Source organism: Roseibium sp. HPY-6 (assembly GCF_040530035.1).
Taxonomy (GTDB): domain Bacteria; phylum Pseudomonadota; class Alphaproteobacteria; order Rhizobiales; family Stappiaceae; genus Roseibium.
The window spans coordinates 988,070-1,010,455 of record NZ_JBEWCD010000001.1; the positions used below are offsets into that span (position 1 = coordinate 988,070).

24 protein-coding genes and 1 other RNA gene are annotated in these 22,386 nt (G+C 57.5%); 10 read left to right on the forward strand and 15 right to left on the reverse strand.

The features are described 5' to 3' along the window. The first annotated feature begins 3 nt into the window (after positions 1-3). Together ABVF61_RS04720 and ABVF61_RS04725 are read left to right on the forward strand one after the other, a co-directional pair. Positions 4-486: a luciferase domain-containing protein gene (locus ABVF61_RS04720; protein ID WP_353992373.1), complete on the forward strand. Its 483-nt coding sequence runs from the start codon at positions 4-6 to the stop codon at positions 484-486. Between the two features lie 229 nt (positions 487-715). Continuing rightward, complete coding sequence (locus tag ABVF61_RS04725; protein WP_353992374.1) at positions 716-1,669, forward strand: ABC transporter substrate-binding protein; 954 nt, start codon at positions 716-718, stop codon at positions 1,667-1,669. 117 nt (positions 1,670-1,786) lie between these two features. Here ABVF61_RS04725 and ABVF61_RS04730 read toward each other — a convergent pair whose 3' ends face one another. Genes ABVF61_RS04730 through ABVF61_RS04745 form a run of 4 tightly spaced genes read right to left on the reverse strand, consistent with a single transcriptional unit; the run spans position 1,787 to position 3,820 of the window. Next, positions 1,787-2,146, reverse strand: coding sequence for a putative quinol monooxygenase (locus ABVF61_RS04730; RefSeq protein ID WP_353992375.1), 360 nt, complete (start codon positions 2,144-2,146; stop codon positions 1,787-1,789). Between the two features lie 57 nt (positions 2,147-2,203). Beyond that, positions 2,204-2,341 carry a hypothetical protein gene (locus ABVF61_RS04735; protein WP_353992376.1) on the reverse strand — a complete coding sequence of 46 codons (138 nt, stop codon included), beginning with the start codon at positions 2,339-2,341 and terminating at the stop codon, positions 2,204-2,206. Beyond that, positions 2,334-3,575, reverse strand: coding sequence for an MFS transporter (locus ABVF61_RS04740; RefSeq protein ID WP_353992377.1), 1,242 nt, complete (start codon positions 3,573-3,575; stop codon positions 2,334-2,336). The genes ABVF61_RS04735 and ABVF61_RS04740 overlap by 8 nt, the downstream gene beginning before the upstream one ends. Positions 3,576-3,619: 44 nt before the next feature. Continuing rightward, the gene (locus ABVF61_RS04745) at positions 3,620-3,820 is read right to left on the reverse strand and encodes a YjiS-like domain-containing protein (RefSeq protein WP_353993665.1); all 201 of its coding nucleotides are present in this window, start codon (positions 3,818-3,820) and stop codon (positions 3,620-3,622) included. 111 nt (positions 3,821-3,931) lie between these two features. Between ABVF61_RS04745 and ABVF61_RS04750 the strand changes: the two genes are divergently transcribed. Further along, positions 3,932-4,837, forward strand: a complete 906-nt coding sequence (locus tag ABVF61_RS04750) for a LysR family transcriptional regulator (protein ID WP_353992378.1) — start codon at positions 3,932-3,934, stop codon at positions 4,835-4,837. Positions 4,838-4,964: 127 nt separating this feature from the next. Here ABVF61_RS04750 and ABVF61_RS04755 read toward each other — a convergent pair whose 3' ends face one another. From ABVF61_RS04755 to ABVF61_RS04785, 7 genes are all read right to left on the reverse strand, one after another. Further along, complete coding sequence (locus tag ABVF61_RS04755) at positions 4,965-5,477, reverse strand: Hcp family type VI secretion system effector (RefSeq protein ID WP_299473606.1); 513 nt, start codon at positions 5,475-5,477, stop codon at positions 4,965-4,967. Positions 5,478-5,937: 460 nt separating this feature from the next. Continuing rightward, positions 5,938-7,428 (reverse strand): DegQ family serine endoprotease, encoded by a 1,491-nt coding sequence (locus ABVF61_RS04760; protein ID WP_353992379.1) that lies wholly within the window; start codon positions 7,426-7,428, stop codon positions 5,938-5,940. A gap of 127 nt (positions 7,429-7,555) precedes the next feature. Continuing rightward, positions 7,556-7,741, reverse strand: a complete 186-nt coding sequence (locus ABVF61_RS04765; protein ID WP_353992380.1) for a DUF2065 domain-containing protein — start codon at positions 7,739-7,741, stop codon at positions 7,556-7,558. Further along, positions 7,738-8,670, reverse strand: coding sequence for a protease modulator HflC (gene hflC, locus ABVF61_RS04770; protein WP_353992381.1), 933 nt, complete (start codon positions 8,668-8,670; stop codon positions 7,738-7,740). The genes ABVF61_RS04765 and hflC overlap by 4 nt, the downstream gene beginning before the upstream one ends. Positions 8,671-8,672: 2 nt before the next feature. After that, on the reverse strand, positions 8,673-9,866 hold the full coding sequence (hflK, locus tag ABVF61_RS04775) for an FtsH protease activity modulator HflK (RefSeq protein WP_353992382.1): 1,194 nt from the start codon (positions 9,864-9,866) through the stop codon (positions 8,673-8,675). A gap of 210 nt (positions 9,867-10,076) precedes the next feature. Next, positions 10,077-10,568 (reverse strand): GNAT family N-acetyltransferase, encoded by a 492-nt coding sequence (locus ABVF61_RS04780; protein WP_353992383.1) that lies wholly within the window; start codon positions 10,566-10,568, stop codon positions 10,077-10,079. 6 nt (positions 10,569-10,574) lie between these two features. After that, positions 10,575-11,087 (reverse strand): dihydrofolate reductase, encoded by a 513-nt coding sequence (locus tag ABVF61_RS04785; protein ID WP_353992384.1) that lies wholly within the window; start codon positions 11,085-11,087, stop codon positions 10,575-10,577. A 158-nt stretch (positions 11,088-11,245) separates the two neighbouring features. Here ABVF61_RS04785 and ABVF61_RS04790 point away from each other — a divergent pair, with 158 nt between their 5' ends. Continuing rightward, positions 11,246-11,620 carry a TfoX/Sxy family protein gene (locus ABVF61_RS04790; protein ID WP_353992385.1) on the forward strand — a complete coding sequence of 125 codons (375 nt, stop codon included), beginning with the start codon at positions 11,246-11,248 and terminating at the stop codon, positions 11,618-11,620. Then, a complete protein-coding gene (locus ABVF61_RS04795) occupies positions 11,617-12,297 on the forward strand; it encodes a DUF2461 domain-containing protein (RefSeq protein WP_353992386.1) in 681 nt (226 codons plus the stop codon). The genes ABVF61_RS04790 and ABVF61_RS04795 overlap by 4 nt, the downstream gene beginning before the upstream one ends. Before the next feature lie 194 nt (positions 12,298-12,491). On the opposite strand, the gene ABVF61_RS04800 is transcribed toward ABVF61_RS04795, so the two are convergent. Together ABVF61_RS04800 and ABVF61_RS04805 are read right to left on the reverse strand one after the other, a co-directional pair. Beyond that, entirely contained in the window at positions 12,492-12,788 is a 297-nt protein-coding gene (locus tag ABVF61_RS04800; protein WP_353992387.1) for a GIY-YIG nuclease family protein, read from the reverse strand. A gap of 261 nt (positions 12,789-13,049) precedes the next feature. After that, entirely contained in the window at positions 13,050-14,123 is a 1,074-nt protein-coding gene (locus ABVF61_RS04805) for a serine hydrolase domain-containing protein (RefSeq protein WP_353992388.1), read from the reverse strand. Positions 14,124-14,211: 88 nt separating this feature from the next. On the opposite strand from ABVF61_RS04805, the gene ABVF61_RS04810 reads away from it, so the two are divergent. Continuing rightward, positions 14,212-15,681, forward strand: coding sequence for a multicopper oxidase family protein (locus ABVF61_RS04810; protein WP_353992389.1), 1,470 nt, complete (start codon positions 14,212-14,214; stop codon positions 15,679-15,681). Between the two features lie 187 nt (positions 15,682-15,868). Here ABVF61_RS04810 and ABVF61_RS04815 read toward each other — a convergent pair whose 3' ends face one another. After that, a complete protein-coding gene (locus ABVF61_RS04815) occupies positions 15,869-16,663 on the reverse strand; it encodes a thymidylate synthase (RefSeq protein ID WP_353993666.1) in 795 nt (264 codons plus the stop codon). A 162-nt stretch (positions 16,664-16,825) separates the two neighbouring features. On the opposite strand from ABVF61_RS04815, the gene ssrA reads away from it, so the two are divergent. From ssrA to ABVF61_RS04835, 4 genes are all read left to right on the forward strand, one after another. Continuing rightward, positions 16,826-17,196, forward strand: a transfer-messenger RNA (tmRNA) gene (gene ssrA / locus ABVF61_RS04820). A gap of 187 nt (positions 17,197-17,383) precedes the next feature. Next, positions 17,384-17,962: an SspB family protein gene (locus tag ABVF61_RS04825; protein WP_353992390.1), complete on the forward strand. Its 579-nt coding sequence runs from the start codon at positions 17,384-17,386 to the stop codon at positions 17,960-17,962. Positions 17,963-17,979: 17 nt separating this feature from the next. Further along, entirely contained in the window at positions 17,980-18,189 is a 210-nt protein-coding gene (locus ABVF61_RS04830) for a DUF4169 family protein (protein WP_353992391.1), read from the forward strand. A gap of 5 nt (positions 18,190-18,194) precedes the next feature. Further along, positions 18,195-18,419 (forward strand): ribbon-helix-helix domain-containing protein, encoded by a 225-nt coding sequence (locus ABVF61_RS04835; protein WP_353992392.1) that lies wholly within the window; start codon positions 18,195-18,197, stop codon positions 18,417-18,419. Here the strand turns inward: ABVF61_RS04835 and ABVF61_RS04840 are convergent, their stop codons facing one another. Continuing rightward, a complete protein-coding gene (locus ABVF61_RS04840; protein ID WP_353992393.1) occupies positions 18,420-22,238 on the reverse strand; it encodes an AsmA family protein in 3,819 nt (1,272 codons plus the stop codon). Positions 22,239-22,386: the final 148 nt, after the last annotated feature.

The window sequence follows — 22,386 nt, forward strand, 5'->3', positions numbered from 1 at the left end:
GACATGCATAGCGAGATGAATTTGCAGCACCGCAGCGGATCAAAGCCCGACACAACCAGCAGCCTGCCGCATTCACAGCTGAACCAGCATGGTCCTGACGTCGTTGTCGCTGCTCTTCATACCTGGTGTTTCTCTCTGCCCCTCGTCCAGGAAGAAGACAGCGGCATCTCGGTTCCAGGTTCGCGAGCGCTAGTGCTTCACGATAGTGCTGATTGCAACCATGCAGCGTTCATGATCGGACGCGAATTCGCGCATATCCACCCCCATCCCGACAATGGCAGCATGCATGTGCAGCTTCCGCCGGAAGCTGCGCGAGAGGTCATAGAAGCCGGGTGGGGCGAAAGCCACTATCTCGTGACCGAGGGCAGGCTTCCGTTCGGCCTTGTTCTGGTCTTCTCCCCACGAGACGAAATGGAACTGGAGGTGGTCAAAACGATCGTCCGCCACTCTTACGAATACGCGACCGGCCAAAGTTCTCAAACCTGAGAAGCTACGTCAAAATGCCAAGGGGCGAACAAGTGAGGGGGAGTTAAGCCACCTCACCGCATCACACGCCAAGCTTCAAACAATATGGAGTAACAGAATGAGTGTCACAAAAACGCTCAGCACAGCAGCGCTTTGCGCTGTGCTTTCGATACCGGTGATGGCCGCCGACATCGAGACGAGGTCCCTGGATTAGCTTTATCAGGCCGCCTTGCAGGAAGGCGGAAAGTTCGTGCTGCGCGCCGGCGGCGACAAACCCGACCAGATCGACTACTACCTGGACATGTTCAAGGCGCGCTTTCCGGAACTCGACGTCACGCATAGCGTTGATGTCAGCATCAACCATGCGCCGAGATACGACAATGCGCGCGCGGCCGGCAGCGAAGCCGGCATCCCCGATGTCATTCAATTCCAGACGCTGCATGATTTCCATCACTACGCGGAAAACGGATTGTTGGAGGCCTATCGGCCCAAAAACTGGGACAAGGTTTTTCCGGATCACAAAGATCCGCATGGCCGTTGGACGGGTCTTTATGGAGTGACTTTCACAAACTACATCAATCTGGACAATGTCGACGAAGACAAGGCGCCCCGGGACGCCGTGGATTATCTCGACCCCGCCTTAAAGGGAAAGGTTATCCTGACCTACCCCCACGATGACGATGCGGTCCTCTATCAGTTCTGGAAACTGAAGCAAAAATACGGCTGGAACTATCTGGAAGCGCTGGTCGCCAGTGAACCCACCTGGGTTCGTGGCACTGCGATGCCCTATGTCGCCATCAACAATGGCTGGTACGCAGCGAGTTTCACGACCTTTTGGGCATTCGAACCGTTTCCCGGAACCAACACGCGCTTCATGTTCCCGGAAGAAGACTACTTCTTGACCTGGTTTCAGACGGTAGGGATCCCGAAACAGGCAAGGAACAAGGCGGCAGCCAGGCTTTATCTGAACTGGATGCTATCGGAAGAGTTCCAGGGCAAATGGCTTCAGTTCCCGGTGCGCATGGATATTGAAGCGCCCGGCGGCCACAAATCGGTGCTGAACCACAACACCTCACCCGGCGACTTTCACCGCTGGATGCTGAAACGTGACCAGGTCGAACGGTTCCGGATGCAAATGCTCCAACTTATCGGACCGGTCCACGGCCCTACCCCGATCGAAATCGACTACAGCGCCAAACCTTAAGAGTTTTGGTCGGGCAACCCTGTTCTTTTGGGCACCGAAGACCCACGTGCCAGTGATCTTATTCCTTCAGGCAACACGGTATCTATCGTGTTGCCGCAGCACTTGGCCCGCCGAAATTCAGTCATTCAATCCTGACCGTCCAACCGATGCATGCCATCCGGAACTCAGGTCGATGTGCTGAAGTGAATGCTCTTCGATGAGATCCTCATAGCCCTCCGGTAGAAAGGACTGGTCCCAAGCATCGCCGAAGCGCTGTTTGATAGCGTCGAAGTCTTTCCAAAGCGATGCGAATACGAGCGTATCCTCGTCGCTCTCGATCCCGCGACCGAAAAAGTAACCCTCATTTCCCGGCTCGTTTCTGACAACATTGGCTGAAGTTGTGGCGAACTTACCGAGGAGCGTTTCTTCGCACCCGCGTTTCGACTTCACCTTGAAAAGACGCAGAATAGGCCCGCGTTCATTGGACTGAGCAACCATGTTTTTCCTTTGGGTTTTTGAGATCCAGTTGACGTTCAGGGTCTGGACTGACCCTGTTCAACAGATGAACCTGATGAGCGAGAGCTCAAGAAAGAGCTTTTGATAGGCACCGGCGTAGAACGTCCACAACAAGACTAGGGCCAGGCTCACCAGAGCGCACAACAGGCTGACCTTGAGCAAGGGCTGATCAGGCATTTCCCGCTAGCCCCTGTAACTTGGGCATCTTGGACACCAACGGCCGTTCGTCGATCGGAAGATGGAGCAATGCGGCAATCAAGCCGAACAGGACAACACTCCACCACATGAGATCGTAGCTTCCGGTTCGTTCGAACACGAGGCCGCCCAGCCAGGCGCCCAGGAAACTGCCGATTTGATGCATGAAAAAGACGATCCCGATCAGCGTCGCCAGATACCGCGGTCCGAAGACCTGAGCGACAATGCCCGTTGTAAGCGGAACGGTACCCAGCCAGGTAAACCCCATCACAGCAGCAAATATGAGCGTCGACACGTCGGATACGGGGAGAAGGATGAAAAGTGCGATCGCGCAGGACCTTGCCAGGTAAAGACTGACAAGAACTTTCCTTTTGCTCAAGTAATCGCCGACGGCTCCGCAGGCAAGCGTTCCGGCAATGTTGGTCGCCCCTATGGTTGCAAGCGCAGCGCCGCCAAGCCAGGCTTCCAGTTGCAGGTCCATGAGGTAAGCCGGCAGATGGGTCCCGATAAAGGCAAGTTGAAACCCGCAAACGAAGAACCCGAGCACCAGCAGCACGAAGCCTTTGTGCCCGAGCGCCTGCGACAGAGCCTCGGCGAGAGACTGATCCGCACTTTGCGCATCCGCACGGCCGGACAGGAAAGGCGCAAGAACACACATCGTGAGGGCAACGAGAGCCAGGCTCACAAATGCCATCGACCAGCTCAGCGTATCGATCAGGCTCAGGGTGACGGGCACGGACAGAAAGATCCCCAGTGATCCGCCAAGCGACGCTATTCCAAGCGCAGTGGAGCGTCGCTCCGGCGGATACCGGTGTCCAACGGCCCCCAAGACCACGGCATAGGTCGTGGCACTCAAGCCAATGCCAACCAGAACGCCAAGACCCAGCACCAAACCGAGAGCGGATGAGGCAAGCGATGCGCAAATCAGCCCGCCGGCATAAAGGGCACCGCCTGCGAAGATGACCCTTGCGCTTCCATACCGGTCGGCGATCATTCCCGCGAATGGTTGTGCAAGACCCCATATCAGGTTTTGCAATGCGACAGCGAACCCGAATGTTTCCCGGTCGACACTTTGAATACCTTCCGTAACCGGGTTCAAAAACAACCCGAAGGAGTGCCGCATACCGATCGCTATGAGTGCAACAACGGACCCGGCGAGCAAGACAATACGCGGATCGCTGAGGTACCCGGCCGCAGCGACATTTTTAGAACTCATTCCGGATCTCCCCATGGTGAAACGATGCAATGGACCTTCCCGCATCAGTCGCCTCTGTTGCGTTTGCGCTCGCCCTGGCCTGAGCTTACGATTGAGGTGATTTCGCTGCGATCTATAGCCAGATCACGAAGGGTCGCAGTGCTCAGCCCTTCCAGTTCCCTGCGGTCGCGTCGTTGTTTGCGCCAAGTGCGAAAAGTGCCGAGCCAGACTGCAAGACGTGAAACACGCAATTTCGTTTTAGGCACGGCTCCGATGGCTAGTTCCTTGGTCAAAGATCACACCCGCTAGAGCGTTAAGAGCACCTGATTGTCTTGCGAGAGTTGTTATTGATCAAAACGTATTGTTCAATGAGTGTTATGCGTGAAACCAATATCAGAAATGTCGATCTGAACCTGCTTGTTGCCTTTGACGCGCTTCACAAGGAGCGCAGCGTGACGCGGGCAGCAACGCGCCTTGCGTTAACGCAGCCAACGGTTTCGGGCATGTTGAAGCGGCTTCGACAGGTGTTTGATGATGACCTGTTCATCCGCACCTCCCACGGCATTACACCGACGCCGCGAGCGGACGCGATCGCACCCCAAATCGATGAGGTTCTGGGCGGCGTGCGCACGTTGCTCGAGCCAGATGATTTCGATCCTGCAACATCTCACTTCACCGCTAGGATTTGCGGAAGCGACTATCTGCAACACACGATCCTGAACACCTTTGCCAAAACGGTTTTCAGTGCAGCTCCCAATGCACGTGTTTCCGTTTTGCCGCGACCTGCAAGCGGCATCGTCGATCAACTCGAGCGGGGCGAAGTTGATCTGATATTGAGCGACCGGGATCTGGCCGTGCCTGACCTCCCGGCGCGTTTACTCTATAGCGACGGGTTTGTTTGTCTTTCCAGTTATCCGGACATGCAGGACGGAGAGGAAATCTCCCTGGACCGGCTCTGTACATTGCGGCACGCATTCGTTGATCCGACAGGCAGCAGTTTCCGGGGACCGATCGACGAAGCCTTGAGCGATGCCGGGAGGGAGCGACAGGTGGTGCTGGCTGTGCCCACATTCGCGATGCTGATGCATCTGATGAAATCGCAAAGCCTCGTGGCGTTCATACCTGAACGGATTGCCGGTTCCTTCGACCACAATTTCGCTCAAGTGATCACCCCACTGAAGCTTCCCGGCCTCGAAATCGTTGCAAACTGGCACCCTCGCATGCAGCGCGATGCAAGGCATATGTGGCTGAGAGACGTGCTTCTGTCCGTGGCAAAGGTGTAACGGCGTTTGGAGATCCTGAGCTCTCTCAAACAAATCCGCCCGGCGCTTTGGCCGGGCGGTGGCAGCTGTCTGGAGGGGCACCCATCCAGCTGCTGACCGGATCAAATCCGGTTCGGGGTTTTTGTGATCAGGTGACCGGAGCGCGGTAATCGTCGGATGCGCTTGTTCCGGCAACTTCGTGGGTCCACTCGCACTTGCGGTAGGTGAACGAGAACTGGTCGATGTCGCCGCGCGAGGCGTTGGCTTCGTCGTTGACGTCCGGAAGGATCGTCTTGCCTTCCACCAGAACCGCGTCGATGAACTTGATCGTGTAGTAGTGCTCCTGAACACCGGCCGTGGACGTGCGCCAGAACTCGACTTCGATCTCAAGCGCTTCACCGGTGGCAAGTGCCTGCCAGAAGAGCGGGGTTGCCTTGTCGACCGGCTTGACGAAGGTCGTCGGCAGGTGGCGGCGTGTTGCGATGATGGAACCGGACTGCGGGTCACGCGGCACGACTGCGTTCTGTTCCAGGGCATAGACCAGAGACTGGCCTTCATGGCCTTCCTGCCACAGGTTGCCGATGCTGTCGCCTGTGGTTGCATCTGCTGTCATGTCGCCTTGGGTTGCGCCTGTGGCTTTGAGGTAAGCGATATTGGACATTTTGATCTCCTGGCTCTGTGCTGCTCGGCAGCTTTGATTTGAATTCCGGGGCGCTGTTTTTGTGTTTGGCGCCGATGCCAGGAGAGTTGCAACGGGTGTGCCAGTTTGCGGATTTTTCGACAAAGCACTGAAAAATAAGAGATTTTTTTATTTTCGCGGCGCATTAACGACTGTGTCACTGTGCAGAAATCTGCACAGCTCCGGTTAAGCTGCGAGGAAACACGCGCAAGTCCAGTGTGACGAACATCACAAAATGCGTTCAAAAGGCCTGCTCCAAGGCAAGTTGGGCTGCTGAGCGTGCGAAAATCCCACGGCTTTTAACAGCCGTAGCCGCAGAACTTCACCTGCTGATCGCAAAGATCCGGAAATTTCTCTTAAAGCCGTCGGTAAACAGCGACAGCCCGATAGAAAAGGGGCACTGTTTCCAGCGCCCCTTGACCGTTGATATCTGTTTGGAGACCTAGTTGTCTTCGATCCTCACGGGAACAAAGCGGACGTCGCCGGTCGGATTGGCGAGCAGCAGCAACGCGGAACGGCGGCCATCGTCCTTCAACTTGGCAATCTCCGTCTCCACGTCTTCAGGTGTCTCGACGGGCTCCTGCGCCACTTCCCGGATTACGTCGCCAGCGGTAATCCGTTTTTCCGCAGCGGACGAGTCAGGCTTGACTTCTGTCACGACAACGCCGGTCACATCGGATTCAATGGAGAATTGTTCGCGCAATTCGTCATCGAGTTCCGCCAGCATCATGCCCAGCACCTCACTCTTGGCGACTGGCTCTTCTTCCGGCTGTTCATCCGCCTGAACGCTCGCCTCTGTCGGAGTGTTTTCCTCAAGACGCTCCAGGATCACGTTGATCGTGACCTCGTCACCCTTGCGCAGGACTACCACTTCGACTTCCTTGCCGATCGCCGTCTCGGCGACCATGCGAGGCAACTCGCGCATTTCCTCAACATCGTTGCCGTCGAATTTCAAGATGACGTCACCGGCTTCGATCTTGGCCTTCGCCGCCGGACCGTTTTCGGTCACGCCAGCCACCAAGGCGCCCATGGCTTCGTTCATTGCAAGGCTTTCAGCGATCTCGTCCGTGACTTCCTGAATACGCACGCCTAGCCAACCGCGGCGGGTCTCGCCGAACTCACGCAGCTGGTCGATGACACGCATTGCGGTTTTGGCCGGAATAGCAAAGCCGATACCGATGGAGCCGCCCGATGGAGAAATGATCGCGGTGTTGATGCCGATCACATTGCCCTGCATATCGAACAGCGGACCGCCGGAGTTACCCCGGTTGATGGACGCGTCCGTCTGGATGAAATTGTCATAAGGGCCGGAGTTGATATCACGGTTCCGCGCCGAAACGATCCCGACGGTAACAGTGCCACCAAGACCGAAGGGATTACCGATTGCCATCACCCAGTCGCCAACGCGGATCGACTCCGAGTTGCCGAAATCAACGGCCTTGAGCGGTGTTTCCGGCTCGACCTTCAGCACGGCCAGATCGGTTTTCTCATCGGTGCCGATGATTTCCGCCCTCAGCTTTGTGCCGTCATTGAAGTTGGCAGTGATTTCATCTGCCCCTTCAATCACGTGGTTGTTGGTAATGATAATGCCTTCGGTGCCATCGATCACAAAACCGGATCCGAGCGACTGAACACGCCGCGGCGCCTGGCCATTGTCGCGGTTTTGCCGGTTGAAGAATTCCTCGAAGAACTCCTGGAAAGGAGATCCGTCCGGAACTTGTGGCATCGGCACAGATCTGCGGCCCTGAACGGTTTGTGCCGTTGAGATGTTTACAACGGCATCTGCCAGGTTTTCGGCGAGATCTGCCACCGAAACCGGCCCCTGGGCCTGCGCGGTCTGTACGGGCTGGAACGCCACCATTCCGCCAAGCACAAGTCCCGCCGCGGCATAGGCGATCCGGGACATGCGACGGCGAACAATATTTGGAGCCATAGGGCTTTCTCCTCATCCGTTCCGGTAAGGCTGTCTTTCTTACGAACAGCGCATATCTTCTAAAGACTTCTAGTCAAAATATAGAACGGGCGGGAGATTTTTGCCTCTCCCGCCCGGAAACTTTTCGTTATCCGCGTATGATCCACACAATAATCAGACCCAATGCGGCCACAACGAGACCTGTCACACGCAAAGTCTGGTCCGGTGTTTCCAGCGCGCCCCGCATGATGGTTTTCATACCACCAGGAAGGAGCGCGTAAAGTATGCCTTCAATAACCAGGACCAGCCCAAGCGCGGTCACAAAGTCGATCATTGCGAGGCGAGTGAAGGCGAACGTGTCGAGATGCCCGTGCCACCATCATCTTCCGCCGCCGGCGCGTTGACACCGGTCGGATCCTTGAAGAACCGGAAGAAGCTGGAATCCGGCGACAGCACAAGGCTGGTATCGCCCGACTGAAGTCCGGCTTCATAAGCCTGCATGGACCGGTAGAAGGCGAAGAACTCCGGATCTGCACCGAATGCTTCGGCAAAAATCCTGTTCCGTTCCGCATCACCGTCACCGCGGATGATTTCCGCATCCCGGTTCGCTTCAGCCTCGATGACAGTCGCATCGCGATCTGCACGGGAGCGGATGCGGCGGGATTGTTCTTCACCCTGCGCGCGGATCTCGGTCGCTTCCCGCTGACGTTCCGTCTGCATACGTGCGTAAATCGCCTGGGAGTTTGCATCAGGAAGGTCAGCGCGGCGGATTTTCACATCGATCACTTCAATGCCGAGTTCTTCCGCGTTGGCGCTGACGTCCCTGCGGATGTTCTCCATCACGCCCGACCGATCGTCACGCACGAGCGCCACGAAGCTGGTCCGGCCGACTTCGGACCGAAGCGACGATTGCAGAAGCGTGGACAGGCGGCGGTTTGCCGTCAGCACGTTCTGGACACGCTGATAAAACAGGACCGGATCGGAGATCTTGTAGCGCGCGAACGCATCCACGATCAGACGCTTCTTATCCGAGGAAATCGGCTCAAGCGGCGGCATGTTGAGGTTCAAGATACGCTTGTCGAGATAAACCACGTTCTGAACGAACGGGATCTTGAAGTAGAGACCCGGCTCCGTCTTCGGCTCCTCGGTGATCTGGCCGAACCTCAATACGAGCGCCTGCTGCGTCGGGTTGACGACGTAGACTGACAGATAGCCAACGACCGCGACGATAACGAGGACAATTGCAAGAATACCACTGCGCATGATTAGTTACCTCCCGTCCGTGTGGACGGCACGGTGCCGCGTCCGTTCAGATCGTTCAGCGGCAGGAAAGGCAGAACGCCTGAGCCGGACGATTCACTGTCGATGATGATTTTGTTGTTCGCGCCGAGAACTTTTTCCAGCGTCTCAAGATAGAGACGTTCCCGGGTAACGTCGGGCGCATTCTTGTATTGCTCGTAGATCTTTGTGAAGCGCTGAGACTGACCGGTTGCCTCTGCAATGGTCTGGTCCTTGTAACCATTTGCCTGTTCCAGCACCCGGGCTGCCTGACCACGTGCTTCCGGCACGATCCTGTTGGCGTAAGCTTCCGCTTCGTTGCGGATACGCTCCTGGTCGGCGCGGGCCGCCTGAACATCACGGAACGCCTCGATGACCTGTGCAGGCGGGTCAACGCGTTGCATCTGAACTTCGGAAATTTCGACGCCCGCCCTGTAAGAATCAAGCGTCGACTGCATGAGCGTTGCCACGTCGTTCTGAATGGAGACGCGGTTTTCAGTCAGGATGGCGTCGATATTCGAACCGCCAACGACTTCGCGCATGGCGCTTTCCGCAACTGCTTTCACCGTGGCTGCCGGCTCCTGAATATTGAAGAGGTAATCCGTGATGCCGTCGGTGGTGTTCTTGACGCGCCACAAGACCTTGAACCCGACGTCGACGATGTTTTCATCGCCCGTCAGCATCAGGCTTTCTTCTGGAATGTCGCGTGCACGGACAGCACCTGACGTGGAAAAGGTTTCATCCACGCCAACGGTGGTTTCACGCTGCAGTTCCACGGCCGGCTTGTAAACTTCGCCGATCGGATAAGGCAGATTGTAGTTCAGGCCCGGGGATGTCAGCCCACGCACGTCGCCAAGCACCAGCTCAACGCCACGCTCGCCTTCGTCCACCGTATAGATACCTGTCGCGAGCCATCCGATTACGCCGATGCCGATAACGATAAGAACGCCTGCGAATCCGATGCCGCCACCGCCGCCACCAGGCAAAACGGTCTTCATGCGGTCCTGGGTCTTTTTCAGGAGCTCCTCAAGATCCGGCGGGTTACCACCGCCCCCGCCGCCACTGCGGTTCGGGCCACCGCCCCAGGGACCATTGTTGTTTCCTCCGCCGCCCCAAGGGCCGCCATTGTTTCCGCCACCCTTCCAGGGGCCACCGCCACCTGACTGATTGCTCCAAGGCATCAAGACTTCCTTCTTTGAACTCCGGCATCGGGTGCCGGACATGGGCAATTGCCCGTTCTGACTCAAGGTTGGTTATAGGGAGGTTACCGACTGCTTTCAATGAAAAGCCCGGCTACGCCCTAAGTAAAACCTTTGCGTTTTCCCGTGCCGCAGGTGGGTGTGAATTACGGCTGTGTCAAGGCTGGCACGTCTAAACTTTCGGGCAAAGGGTTAACCGGGCGCTCTGCCTTTGCGGATCATGTCCACATGCGGTATCCCGTCTTCAAGATAGATAGCCGAAATGGTCTCAAAGCCAAGGGATTTGTAGAACTTTTCCAGATGGGCCTGGGCCGACAGATCGATCGAGCAGCCCTCCACAAGCGCCTCGGCTTTCTCGATGCCCGCTTCCATGAGTTTGCGGCCGAGCCCGGTTCCCCTCCCCTCGGGTGCGATCGCGACGCGGCCAATGCGCGCAGTGACCGTTTCCGGCTCTGTCATGAGGCGTATCGTTCCCACAAGAACGCCACTGGTTTTGTCGTGCACAATGAGATGCAGCGCCTCGGGATCCTTGCCGTCGATATCCTGATAAAGCGATGTCTGTTCGAGAATGAAGATATTCTGGCGCAGCTTGAAAAGGTCGTGCGCCTCGATGGGATCCATGTCCCGCAGCATGCACCATTTTCCGTCAAAGGCATCGCCGAACTTCATGCCGGTGTTACTCATTTGGGATCAGGCTCTCCGCCGGTAGGTGACCATGGCGAAATCCGCACTGTCCCTTTCGGTCCGCTGTCCGTCCGCACGATTGGTCTCTTCCCAAAGGTCCGGATCGATTTCGGGAAACCGTGTGTCGCCATCCGGTTTTGCGTCCACTTCGGTGATTTCCAGCCGGCTCGCCTGATCTATGGCTTGTTCGTATATCTGTCCGCCACCGATGCAGAAAACCTCGTCGACTTCCAGCTCATCCGCCAGTGCCCGGGCTTGCGTTATCGCCGCTTCCAGTGATGTCGCCGTATCGACGCCATCAGCTCGATAGTCAGGGTCGCGGGAAACCACAATATGTGGGCGGCCCGGCAACGGCCGCCCGCCAAAGGAAAGAAATGTTTTCCGGCCCATGATCACCGGTTTGCCAAGTGTCAGGCGCTTGAAGTGCTTGAGATCAGACGACAGTTTCCACGGCATATCATTGTCCGAGCCAATAATCCCGTTGCGTGCGACGGCGGCGATCAGAACAAGTTCAGGCAAGTTTGCCTCCGAATCCGGTTTGCATTTCCAAGCCAGCCTCCTAGCATGTTTTGCGGCCAGCGGAGAATTTTTGGGACAATTTCGCCTCAAGGCTGTCGGAAACGCTCATGGTCGCGCGTCCTTGTGTGCAGAAGCGAAACCGCCAGGGGATTAAACGCATGCCGGATTTGATGGAAACCGTACTAATCGAACGCACAAGGGCTCTGATCCCGGACGAGAATGTCGAGCAGAAACGGATGTTCGGATCGATCTGCTTCATGGTGAACGGAAACATGCTCTTATGCGCGTCAAAACGCGGTCTGATGGCGCGCGTCGGCAAGGACCAGGAGGCGGAGGCTCTTGCAAGACCTCATGCATCTCCTTGCGAGCCAGCCGGGCGACCGATGCCCGGTTTCATCCGCGTCGAACCGGAAGGCATTGAAAGTGATACGGATCTGAAAGGCTGGGTCGATCTGGCACGGAATTATGTCTGCGCCCTACCGCCAAAGGAAACAAAGCCGAAAAAGGCGCGGACCGGGAGACCATCCAGATGACCGCGCAGGGCTTTTCCTCCGAGACATTTCAGTTTCTTCAGAACCTGAAGGCGAACAATTCCAAAGACTGGTTCGACGCCAACAAGGGCGACTACCAGCGACTGGTCAAGAAACCGTCGGATGCGTTCAGGGCCTCGCTCGCCGAGGACCTCGCAAGGTTGACGGATCACGGGATGGCGTCGAAACAATTCCGGATCAACCGGGACTTGAGGTTCTCCAAGGACAAGACACCTTATAACGCCCATATCCGGATGGCCTTCTGGCCGAAAGGCGCGGCGTTCGAGGGCAAGGATGCACAGCCTCCAAGTTTCTTTTTGTCGATTGAGCTCGAACACATCCGCTTTGGAACCGGCTGTATGGCGTTTTCGAAACCCGATCTGGGATCATATCTCCAAGCACTGGAGGCAGGCGCCGGCGACGAGATCGAAACTCTTCTGACCACGCTTGAAAACGAGGGTTTTGAACGCTCCAAACCGGACCTTGCAAATGTGCCCCGCGGTTTTCCTAAAGATCACCCGCATGCGGACCTCGCCCGCCACAAGGGCTTGGCCGTCTGGAAGTCGAGAGAGGACACCGCAATCGCGACTGGACCCTCGGCAGCCGGATCTCTGGCGGCTGCCTTTGAACCGACCTTGCCGCTTTGGAATTGGCTCTTGGGTCTTTCAAAGTCCGGCTGAGAGGCAGTTCTTCGAAATTAGATCGGCCGCCTACTGCTTGCTGCCCATCCTTCGAGACGGACCTCGCGGTCCTCCTCAGGATGAGGGTGTGTTCCTTCGCGTGTATCCAGATCACGCAGGATCGGTATTGGCCAAATCCCCCACCTCATCCTGAGGAGCGCGCATGCGCGCGTCTCAAAGGATGGGCCAGGAACCTAGGACCCCGTCTTGCGGCCCCTCGCGGACAATTCCGGAAGTAGATCGAAGTCGCCTCGAATGAGCGCTTCTTTCTTTTCGCGCCGCCAACCCTTTATCTGACGTTCGCAGGCGATCGCGTCTGTTATCCGATCAAACACGCAATTGAATACGAGTGTGACCGGTCGATATCGTGCCGTGTAGCTGTCGTATGATCCCTGCTTATATTCACTGATCCGACTTTCCAGATCTTTGCGGGTTATACCGGTGTAGTAGCTACCGTTTGAGCATCGCAATATGTAAACGGTCGCGGTCATTCAGGTCTCTATCTAAAATTGCACAATGATTTTTCTCTAGCAAAGGCGAGAGACCTCAGCAAGTCGCGCATCCTTCGAGACGGACCTTCCGGTCCTCCTCAGGATGAGGCTGTGTTTCTTTGCACATAACCTAATCAATCAGGATTGGCGGGATTGGCCAAATCCCCCACCTCATCCTGAGGAGCGCGCACGCGCGTGTCTCGAAGGATGGGCAATTGGCTCAAGAACAAGACCCTGGCGCAAACCGCTCGCGCCCTGACGCTAAGCCGTCTTGAGATTGGCCAGGATAATCTCGATCCAGATCCGGGTCGGCGGGATCCAGGCGTTCCAGTTGTTGTAGTTTCCCGAATAGATTACGGCTGCGATATCCGCTTTTGGGCAGATCCAGAGCCGCTGCCCGCCATTGCCGAAACCGGCGACCCAGTCCGTCGGCCCGCCGAGCGCAGCGACGGGCGCCTTTCCCAGGAACCAGAAATAGCCATAGTCCAGCATGTCTGCGGTCCGGATGTGAGGCATCAGAGACGCGCGGATCCAGGCTTCCGGCACCACCCGGCGCCCCTCCCAGGTGCCGTTGTTGAGCACCAGACGTCCGATTTTCAAAAGATCCGGTGCGGTGAGCCGGAGACCTGAGGCTGGAGAATGGGTTCCATCCTTGCCCGCTGCCCATTCGAACCGTTCAATGCCGAGCGGATCGAACAAGACTTCGGTCGCAAAATCCGGAAGCGTCCTGCCCGTGCCGCGCTGAATGATTTCGCCGATCAAAGCCGTCGCGCCACCGCTGTAGGTCCACTTGGTGCCAGGCGCGTCGACGATCGGGCGTTCCAGAATAAACCTGTACCTGTCCTCGGCCAGTTCCATCGCAATTTCGCTGTTCTTCGGATCGGTATAGGGAATGGATTCATCCCATTCCAGACCGAGGGTCATGGTGAGAGCATGTTCAATCGTGCGTTTCACCCGCTCGGAATCGGACGCGAGATCGGAATAATCTTCAAAGGCATTGAGGATCGGCGCGTCGACTGTGGGCACCAGTCCCCTTTCCAAGGCAATCCCGTAAAGCAGACTGACGACGCTCTTGGTCACGGAGCGCAGATCGTGGAGGGTTCCGGCGTCGAACGCGACCTCCCCGAGCGACTTCCCCCAGCTCTCGTCGGGTCCGCGGCCATAGCTTTCCAGGATGGTTTCACCACCACGTTCTGCCAGAACCACATGCAGATGCGGCAGCAGACCCGACTCCACACCGGCAACCAGTCTGCGGCCGATCAAGGGATCGAAGCCCCGATTTTCCGCGGCCATGGCGTGAGGTGAAAGGGAAATGGCGGCGTCCAGGGAGGTCATGGCGGTCTTCCTGTTCAGTGATTGTTCGTTGTCAGTCTTCCAACTCTACACGTAAATCTGAATGGTTTTGCGTCAGAGTTTCTGCCGAATGGCACGGGGATTGACCTTCCAGCTACTGGAAACACCATACTTCGGACAGGGTGGGTCGACCACGAATGCACCGGAGCTGAAATTGGACCGCAGGACGTTTTTGAAATCCGCACTGGCCGGGAGCGTGACACCAGCGTTTCCGCAGCTTGCCCTGGCAGAAGCCTCCGCAGGTTTTCTGGAACTGAACGCAGTCCAGGGCAAGGCTAATCTTTACGGAGACAATGGTGGTGCATCCGACCTATGGCTTTACAATCACCAGCTCCCCGGACCGGAAATTCGCGTGAAACAAGGTGACCGCGTCAAGGTGCGCTTCACCAATCAGCTGAGTGAACCCACGTCTGTTCACTGGCACGGTATCCGCATCGAAAACGCAATGGATGGCGTCACCGGACTGACACAACCGGCCGTACAGCCGGGTGAAAGCTTCGACTATGACTTCGTTGCACCGGACGCGGGAACCTATTGGTACCACGCACACAACATGAGCTGGAACCAGGTTCCGCGCGGGCTGGCCGGTCCGCTCATCGTCGAAGACCATGAGCAGCATTTTTCAGCAGACACAGACATCATCCTGATGCTCAGCGACTGGCGCTTGGATGACGACGGCGTTCTGGATACCGCCAGCTTTGGCGCGATGCATGACTTTTCCCATGCGGGCCGGCTGGGGAATTGGCTGACGGTCAATGGGACCTCTTTGCCGGACATTCCGCTCAAAAAAGGGCATTGGCACCGGCTTCGGCTGATCAACACCTCTTCGGCCCGCATCCTTGATATCGCGCCGGACCGGTTCGGTGCGAAAGTGATCGCCGTTGACGGTCAGAGCTTCAACGAAGCGCGCAACATGCCAGGTGTCATGCAGCTTGCTCCTGCCCAACGCATTGATCTGGCGCTGCGGCCAACCGAAGCGGGAACGCTTCCCTTTGAAATGATGACCGGACAACCCTTCACCTTCGCAAATTTCCAGGTAGCCGAAGCCCCGGCAAACGATCGTCCCCTAAGCCTGCCACCTGTCAACAGGTTGCCGGAACCCGATTTGGAGGACGCCCTGGAGATACCGCTTGTCATGGAAGGCGGCGCCATGGGCGGAATGCGTTCGCTGCTCAAGGAACGCTCGGAGGACGAAATCCGTGACATGATGCAGAATGGTCTGTTCTGGACCTTCAACGGGGTGCCCGGCGTTCAGGATGAACCGATGTTCAATGCCAGGCGCGGCGAAACAATTGTTCTGGAAAGCCGGAACGACACCAGTTTCGCCCATGCAATGCATGTTCATGGTCATCATTTCCGCGTCCTGGAACGCAATGGTAAACCGCTCGACCATCAGGATTGGCGGGACACATTCACGACCGCCCCGCGCGAAATTGTCAAAATAGCCTTTGTTGCAGACAATCCCGGCAAATGGCTCATCCACTGTCACATGCTTGGCCACGCAGCCTCGGGCATGAGGACATGGTTTGAGGTCGCATAAGTCTGTGCCCGAAGGATCAGCTCCAACGACGCATATTCATGCTACAGGTGCTTAGACATTGTCATCCCGAACGCAGCGAAGCGGAGACCCGGGCTCGAGTACGCCGCAGCGCTCGCAAGGCGCGGTCGGGTCGGTGACGACGGGATCCCTGGCTTCGCAGGGAGGACAAAGACAAAGAAAGACAGCCTCAAACTGCAATTGGCGCCGCGATGTGCGGGTGCGGGTCATAGCCGGTCAGTTCGAAGTCCTCAAATTTAAACGCGAAAAGATCGGTGACGTCAGGATTGATTTTCATTTCCGGCAAGGGACGCGGGTTGCGGGTGAGTTGCTCGCGGGCCTGCTCGAGGTGGTTCGAATAAAGATGCGCATCGCCGAGCGTATGTACGAAGTCACCCGGCTTCAGGCCTGTCACCTGAGCAACCATCATGGTGAGCAGCGCATATGAGGCAATATTGAACGGGACACCGAGGAAGACGTCTGCCGAGCGCTGGTAAAGCTGGCAAGACAGCTTGCCATCGGCCACATAGAACTGGAACAAGGCGTGGCACGGTGGCAACGCCATTTCATCGACCAGAGCCGGGTTCCAGGCCGACACGATCAAGCGCCTGCTTTCCGGGCTCGAACGTATCATCTCAAGCAGCTTCGCAATCTGGTCGATCGTGCGGCCGTCAGGTGCCGGCCAGGACCGCCACTGGTAGCCGTAAACGGGGCCGAGTTCGCCGTTCTCGTCTGCCCAGTCGTCCCAGATCTTGACGCCATTTTCGTTGAGATAGCGAATATTCGTGTCGCCGGCCAGAAACCAGAGCAGCTCGTGAATGATCGACCTCAGGTGCAGTTTCTTGGTCGTGACGACCGGAAACCCTGCCGCCAGGTCAAAGCGCATCTGATGCCCGAAGATCGAGCGCGTGCCCGTACCTGTCCGGTCGCCCCGATCGATGCCTTCGTCCAGAATTTTCGTCAGGAGGTCGAGATATTGCTGCACGGCAACGCCTTTCAGACTGGACATGGAGCGGATGGCGTTAACTTCGCAGATTTTCGGCAAAACACAGCCCCTTGAACACACTTTCCCCAGATCGTGTTCTAATGGTTGCGACCGTGAACCGGCGTCAGAGCAAGCCGGCTAAGCAGCCGTTCTGCCGGAAAGCCTCTTTCATTTCAGGGCCGAAGCGCTTATATCAGGCAGGCTGGTCTCCAGCTATGGCAATAAACTGTCAGTGCAATAAACCTATCGGACCCGGGGGCGGTACCCGGCGCCTCCACCCAAGCCCGTGAGACCAATCAGCGGATGTTTCGCGGGTTTCGGCGGGGGCGAAATAGGATCGACGAGGGCGTAAAGACTGTGCTTTTGCTCGGCATTGTACCACCGTTATCGGGCTGTTCTAATAGTTGCAAACGACAACTATGCTATGGACAACGCTGTCGCTGCGTAATGCAGTGCCAGTAGTCCTTTAAAGCCCTGCTGGGTTAGCACCGGCAGGCGGGGTTCGAAGGCACCTGGCAACAGAAGCCTTCACCTTCCTTTTACGCCTTCCCCTGACCAATTTACCAAGCACTTTTCGGCATGAATGCATGCATTGGCATAGCCTTCTCCTGAAAGACGCATTAATCTGGTATCACTTGGAAAATTGGCTTTTCTTTTTGTCCACGGACCGTCAATGTGGGTCGAGTGACCCAACATCAAAGCAAGATTCGACGAGAACTGATGTCTGAAGACCTTCTGCGATACGATATCCTGATACAGGACGCGCTCAGGGGCGCGGTCAAGAAGATCCTTGCCGAGGTCGGACGAACGGGCCTTCCCGGTGACCATCATTTCTACATAGCTTTCGACACCAACGCCCCCGGCGTGCGCATTTCCCAAAGACTGAAAGAGCGCTACCCGCAGGAGATGACCATCGTCCTGCAACACCAGTTCTGGGACCTTGCTATCGGCGAACACGCCTTTGAGGTCGGTCTTTCCTTTGGAGGTGTACCCGAGAAACTCCTGGTGCCTTTCTCGGCGATCAAGGGCTTTTTCGATCCTTCAGTTCAGTTTGCGCTCGAATTCGACCCCGGAAAAACGGCGGAAGAACTGCCCGAAGAGCTTCTGGAAGCGGTCGAAGAACTTGCCAAGGCGGAGCAGGAACACGCTGACAACGAGTCCGACAAGCCGGGCGATGGCGATGGTGCCGAAGCGGCGACTGCCGACAAAGCCGATGCGGAACAGGTGGTTGCAAAAGCGGTCGAAAGCGATGGCGGCGGCGAAGTTGTGTCCCTCGACGCCTTTCGCAAAAAAACCTGAAACCCGGAGAGTTTTTAATGAGCGCGGAGATCGTAAATCTGCGCCAGGTGCGCAAGCAGAAGCAGCGTGCAGAAAAAGAAAAACGCGCTGAAGACAACCGGCGCAGTTTCGGACGTTCCAAAGCCGAACGCGATGCCGCCCGCCAGAGGCGCGAGGAACTCGAGAAGCAGGTCGATTCGCATCGTCTGACATCCGACTCCTCCCCCGGCGATGACACCCCCTCCTGACACCGATGGCTCTCGTCAAACGCTCGCTGTCCCTTCACGGTCATCGCACAAGCCTCGCCCTGGAACCGGAATTCTGGGAAGTCGTGGATGCGCATGCGGAGCAGGAAAAGCAGTCACTGGCCAGCCTGATCGCCGAAATCGACGATAATCGCGATACGGACGACCCGCTGTCTTCGGCAGTGCGCGTGTGGGCGCTCCGAAAAGTCAGGTCCTTTGCGGTTGAGTTCTGATTACTGAGCGCCCGGTAGGACCAATGGTGCGCCCACATCCTGTGTGATCAGGTCTTCGATCGAAACCGGCGGATCAAGCGGCGGCAGGTTATTGCCCGGTTTGGCTGCCGGTGTTGAAGTGGTTACAGACTGCGTTGTCTGCGGGTCATCGTCTCCGAGAAGCGCCCTTATGCGCTCCGCGAAGGGCGCATCCTCACCACCTTGTTGCAAATTGCTCTGTTGCCTTGGCTCAGGAACAGAGTCGCCTTGCGGCGCAGCTTCTTCTTCGATCTGCCGCTCCGATTGCTCTTCAAGCGCCTGTGCCTCTTCTTCAATGCGAAGGCGTTCCAGTTCTTCCGCAGCGAGGGCAGCTGCTTCCGCTTCGCGTACGCGACGGTCCCTCGCCTGCCGCTGCCGCTTCAACTCACGGACAATCCTATCCCGTTCAAGGATCTCTGCCTGAAGCCTTTCGACCCTTTCAACTTCCTGTTCGAAAGCGCGCAACGTGAGGTAAGCGGTAAAGGGAGCTATGTCGACACGCCGTGCCGGTGCATCGACGGGGCCTTCAAACAGCAAACCGACCTGGGGTTCTGCGCCTGTGACCGCGTCTTCGCCCGGATCGACCTTCAAAGAGAAATCGGCATCGAGATCGTAAGACCTGAGATCCAGTTCACCTGATCCGAAGATTTCCGCGCGGGCTGAATCAACAACCACGTTTCGCGCGCTCAAACGTCCACCGACCAGTGTGAGCGTGCCATCAACCCTCTCGAACGGCAGGCTGCCCGCCCCCATATGGCTGACGAAAACGTCGCGGATCCTGTCATCCTGCAATTCCAAACCGGCATCGGCGGCTCGCGTCACAAGCGGGAAGGCTTGCGGGTTAAGTCCGCGGAAGTCTCCGTCCGCCATGGAAAAGGTTCCGCCTCCGTTCAATCCGGCAACAATCGCCGATATCGACCGCCCTGCCCCCTCAAACTCCAGGAAAAGATCCATTGTGCCTGACGCGACTGCTCGGCTGTCCGGCCGCCAGACGAGTTGACGAATATCTGCGCGATCGAGTTTGACACGCCCGGAGATTGCCGCTTCCGCATCTGAACGCTTCACGGACAGACTTCCGTTCAGAGCGCCCCCGGCGAAAGCACCGGACAGACCATCCAGGCGCATCAGCGCCGGAGACAGGCGAAGCTCCGCCTTCGGGTTCGAAATCTCTGTTTGCTCATCAATCAGCAAGCGGCCGGCTTCAAACTGAAGTGTCAGGTCAAGGCGGTCCAGCAAGGGCGTGCCGAAGGTTTCGGTCGGCCAGATACTCGTCCCATCTCCGGCCGAAAACCACTGGTCAGGCCCCAGAACAAGCTCCGTCATACTGCGCAGATCCGCTTCGCTCGCAGCAAGAGCTCCGGAAAAGCGACGGTTCCGTTCGCCCGGGGCCGGCTCCAGGTTCCCCTTCAACTGTCCTTCAAACGAGGTGCTGCCCAGACTTCCCGATGCATTACTGATGTCCAGCGCACCTTCAGCAAGTGCGACATCAAATGCGAGCTCGGCAGGGAGCGACCCGGACATTACCGGCATGACCCGTCCTGCCATCAATGCAATCGGCGCAAGATCGTCTGTCTTCGCTGCAACGCTGGCCTTCAGGCCAGGCGCCGTATCGGGCTGCAAAACGAGAGTGCCGGCTGCTTTCAACTCCGACGATCCGATGGAGGCATCCAGTTCAACGGCAAGTCCGTTCGAGGGCACGCCGGAGGCAATCGCATAAAGCCTTCCTTCGCTGGCCTCAGACACGGGGATAACGTCAAATCCGAGCTGCTGCAAAAGCTTGCCGCCATCCGGCCCCTTCATACCAACCGCAAGATTGACTTCTCCGTCCTGCCAATCGTCAACACGGCCTTTCAGCTCCGCGTTCACCGAAGCCTCTGCCCCGCCTGCCACACCATCCAGCGTGAGGGTCATGTCAGTTCCCTCGCCGAGGGTTGCAGCCTTGAGCTCGCCCTGGAACGCTGCCGGGACAAGGCTGCCGGCAGCTCTCTCAAGGCGTTTTGCGAATTCGGTATCGGGAAAGACACTTCCTGCCAGAGCCACAAGTCCGGAAAGGTCGCGGGCATTCAGGTCACCAGCGACGGCGCCCTCCGGAGCTGAGAAGAGATTGCTGATTTCTCCGGTGACATCCAGACGCGTGCCGGCAAAGTCCTCGGCAAAAAGCCGGTCGATGCGGACACCGCCGTCGGTGTACTCAGCTTCAAGAGCCAGACCCTTGCCGTCGACACCACGGGCTGTGACTTCCTTGGCGCGCAAACGCAAGGAGACGTCGAGACCTGCCGGGTCCCTGGTCTCGCCGGTATCCGCCTGTTCTGGCCGGACAAGTGCAGCGATGCTCTCGACAGCATCGAGATCAAGCCGGTCTGCTTCCAGATTGAGGGAAAACTCGGCGTTGCCGTTGCGCGGCTTGCGGTAGGCCAGCGCTCCGCGTGCTTCCGATCCAGCCGTCGTGATGCGAAGATTGTTCACGGCGGCGCCTTCCGGGAGCAGGTTCAGCCGGCCTTCCAGTGCGACTGGCTCCATCGCCGACGCTTTGGATTCTCTTTGCTGCCACCATCCCAGAAACGATCCTGGCTGATCGGAATTGATGGAAACAGCGCCGCGGTAACTCATTGTCGGCTCAAGGCCGAGGTCGCCCTGCGTCGCAACAGTCGTTCGCCCGGGGAAACGGCCTGCCAAACGTGCGACCCGCCAGCCGCCAAGCATGGTTTCGAGATCAAGGCGGACGTTTTGAACAATTCCGCCGCCAGCGACCAAAGCTGGCAGATCCAGCGAAATTGAGCCGTCGATAGGCGGCAGTGGCACCGCGCGCAGCGCTGAAATCAGCTGGCCGCTTGCCGCATTGAGTTCGACCGGCGCCTGGGGGCCACCGCCCAACAACCGATCCAGGTCGACCTGTTTGGACTTCGCTCGTATCTCAAAACGCTTGTTCCCGGCATAGACCAGATCCGCACTCCCGGAAACGCTGAGACGTTTGTCTTCCGGACCGTAGCGGAATTCGAATTCGGGAACCGCGACTTCCGCAATGTCAGCCGTGAACCGGCCTTCGGACGACCAGCTGTTGGCATCGCTTTCGTCGAGGATGATCGACGCGATGTCGAAATTGCCGTCAAAGGCGGGCGCAGCATCCGATTGTTGCAGCATGCCATCAAAGGCGAAATTCACCGCCCAATTGATGGGGGTGAGTTCCCCCTTCACGCGAATGCCCAGGTCCTTTTGAGCGCGGCCCGTCGCGATCGACAGATTATAGGGCGCGCCATCGAGCGTCAGGCTGCCGGTTGCCTTGAACGGACCGGCCAATGACCTGGCGCTCACTGAAAGGTTGCCGTCGTCGAACCTGTGTGTTTCGCCCGACCGTGCATCAACGACCGAAAGCGCCCCATCGCGGATCGTGATCTTCTCGAAGGCAACATCGTCGGGCGGAAGATTGGCCAGCGCACCATCCGAGGTGCGTGCCGTCAGCCAATCGAGCCTGCCGCCTTCGTCCAGCGACAGCGACAGATGCGGCCGGTCGAGTTCCATGTCGATAACGCGGATCTCGCCCTTGAGCAGCGGCGGTAGTTCTATCCGCACGTTGAATTGGGAGACCACAAGCAGCGGGTCTTCCGCTTCCCCGACCCGTACGTCTGAGAAACTGATGGATGGCGCCGGCAAGAGCCTCAGATCCGCCTCGCCCAGCACTGTCACCTTGTGCCCGAGCGCACGCTCCGCGTAACTCTCGAAAGTTGACCGATAGACGGTCCAATCGACAAAGAAGGGCCCCACCAGTGCCGCGACCAGCACCAGGATGACGGATATTCCCAACGTGATGTAAACGGAGTTCAGGCTTTGTCTCCTTGTTCTCCAAAGTCACCGGAGCCTATACCGGCCACGTGTAGCGTATCTTTGTTGCACCGCAAACACATACTCGGAAAGATACGTCCCGCGCTACACACATAATCTGCCGCGGTTA

Bases quoted from the DNA above. Each gene is read 5' to 3' on its own strand.
- ABVF61_RS04720 (WP_353992373.1), top strand. From the start codon at position 4: ATGCATAGCGAGATGAATTTGCAGCACCGCAGCGGATCAAAGCCCGAC.
- ABVF61_RS04730 (WP_353992375.1), bottom strand. From the start codon at position 2,146: ATGGTTGCTCAGTCCAATGAACGCGGGCCTATTCTGCGTCTTTTCAAG.
- ABVF61_RS04735 (WP_353992376.1), bottom strand. From the start codon at position 2,341: ATGCCTGATCAGCCCTTGCTCAAGGTCAGCCTGTTGTGCGCTCTGGTG.
- ABVF61_RS04740 (WP_353992377.1), bottom strand. From the start codon at position 3,575: ATGAGTTCTAAAAATGTCGCTGCGGCCGGGTACCTCAGCGATCCGCGT.
- ABVF61_RS04750 (WP_353992378.1), top strand. From the start codon at position 3,932: ATGCGTGAAACCAATATCAGAAATGTCGATCTGAACCTGCTTGTTGCC.
- ABVF61_RS04755 (WP_299473606.1), bottom strand. From the start codon at position 5,477: ATGTCCAATATCGCTTACCTCAAAGCCACAGGCGCAACCCAAGGCGAC.
- ABVF61_RS04760 (WP_353992379.1), bottom strand. From the start codon at position 7,428: ATGGCTCCAAATATTGTTCGCCGTCGCATGTCCCGGATCGCCTATGCC.
- ABVF61_RS04765 (WP_353992380.1), bottom strand. From the start codon at position 7,741: ATGATCGACTTTGTGACCGCGCTTGGGCTGGTCCTGGTTATTGAAGGC.
- hflC (WP_353992381.1), bottom strand. From the start codon at position 8,670: ATGCGCAGTGGTATTCTTGCAATTGTCCTCGTTATCGTCGCGGTCGTT.
- hflK (WP_353992382.1), bottom strand. From the start codon at position 9,866: ATGCCTTGGAGCAATCAGTCAGGTGGCGGTGGCCCCTGGAAGGGTGGC.
- ABVF61_RS04780 (WP_353992383.1), bottom strand. From the start codon at position 10,568: ATGAGTAACACCGGCATGAAGTTCGGCGATGCCTTTGACGGAAAATGG.
- ABVF61_RS04790 (WP_353992385.1), top strand. From the start codon at position 11,246: ATGCCGGATTTGATGGAAACCGTACTAATCGAACGCACAAGGGCTCTG.
- ABVF61_RS04795 (WP_353992386.1), top strand. From the start codon at position 11,617: ATGACCGCGCAGGGCTTTTCCTCCGAGACATTTCAGTTTCTTCAGAAC.
- ABVF61_RS04800 (WP_353992387.1), bottom strand. From the start codon at position 12,788: ATGACCGCGACCGTTTACATATTGCGATGCTCAAACGGTAGCTACTAC.
- ABVF61_RS04805 (WP_353992388.1), bottom strand. From the start codon at position 14,123: ATGACCTCCCTGGACGCCGCCATTTCCCTTTCACCTCACGCCATGGCC.
- ABVF61_RS04810 (WP_353992389.1), top strand. From the start codon at position 14,212: ATGGCACGGGGATTGACCTTCCAGCTACTGGAAACACCATACTTCGGA.
- ABVF61_RS04825 (WP_353992390.1), top strand. From the start codon at position 17,384: ATGTCTGAAGACCTTCTGCGATACGATATCCTGATACAGGACGCGCTC.
- ABVF61_RS04830 (WP_353992391.1), top strand. From the start codon at position 17,980: ATGAGCGCGGAGATCGTAAATCTGCGCCAGGTGCGCAAGCAGAAGCAG.
- ABVF61_RS04835 (WP_353992392.1), top strand. From the start codon at position 18,195: ATGGCTCTCGTCAAACGCTCGCTGTCCCTTCACGGTCATCGCACAAGC.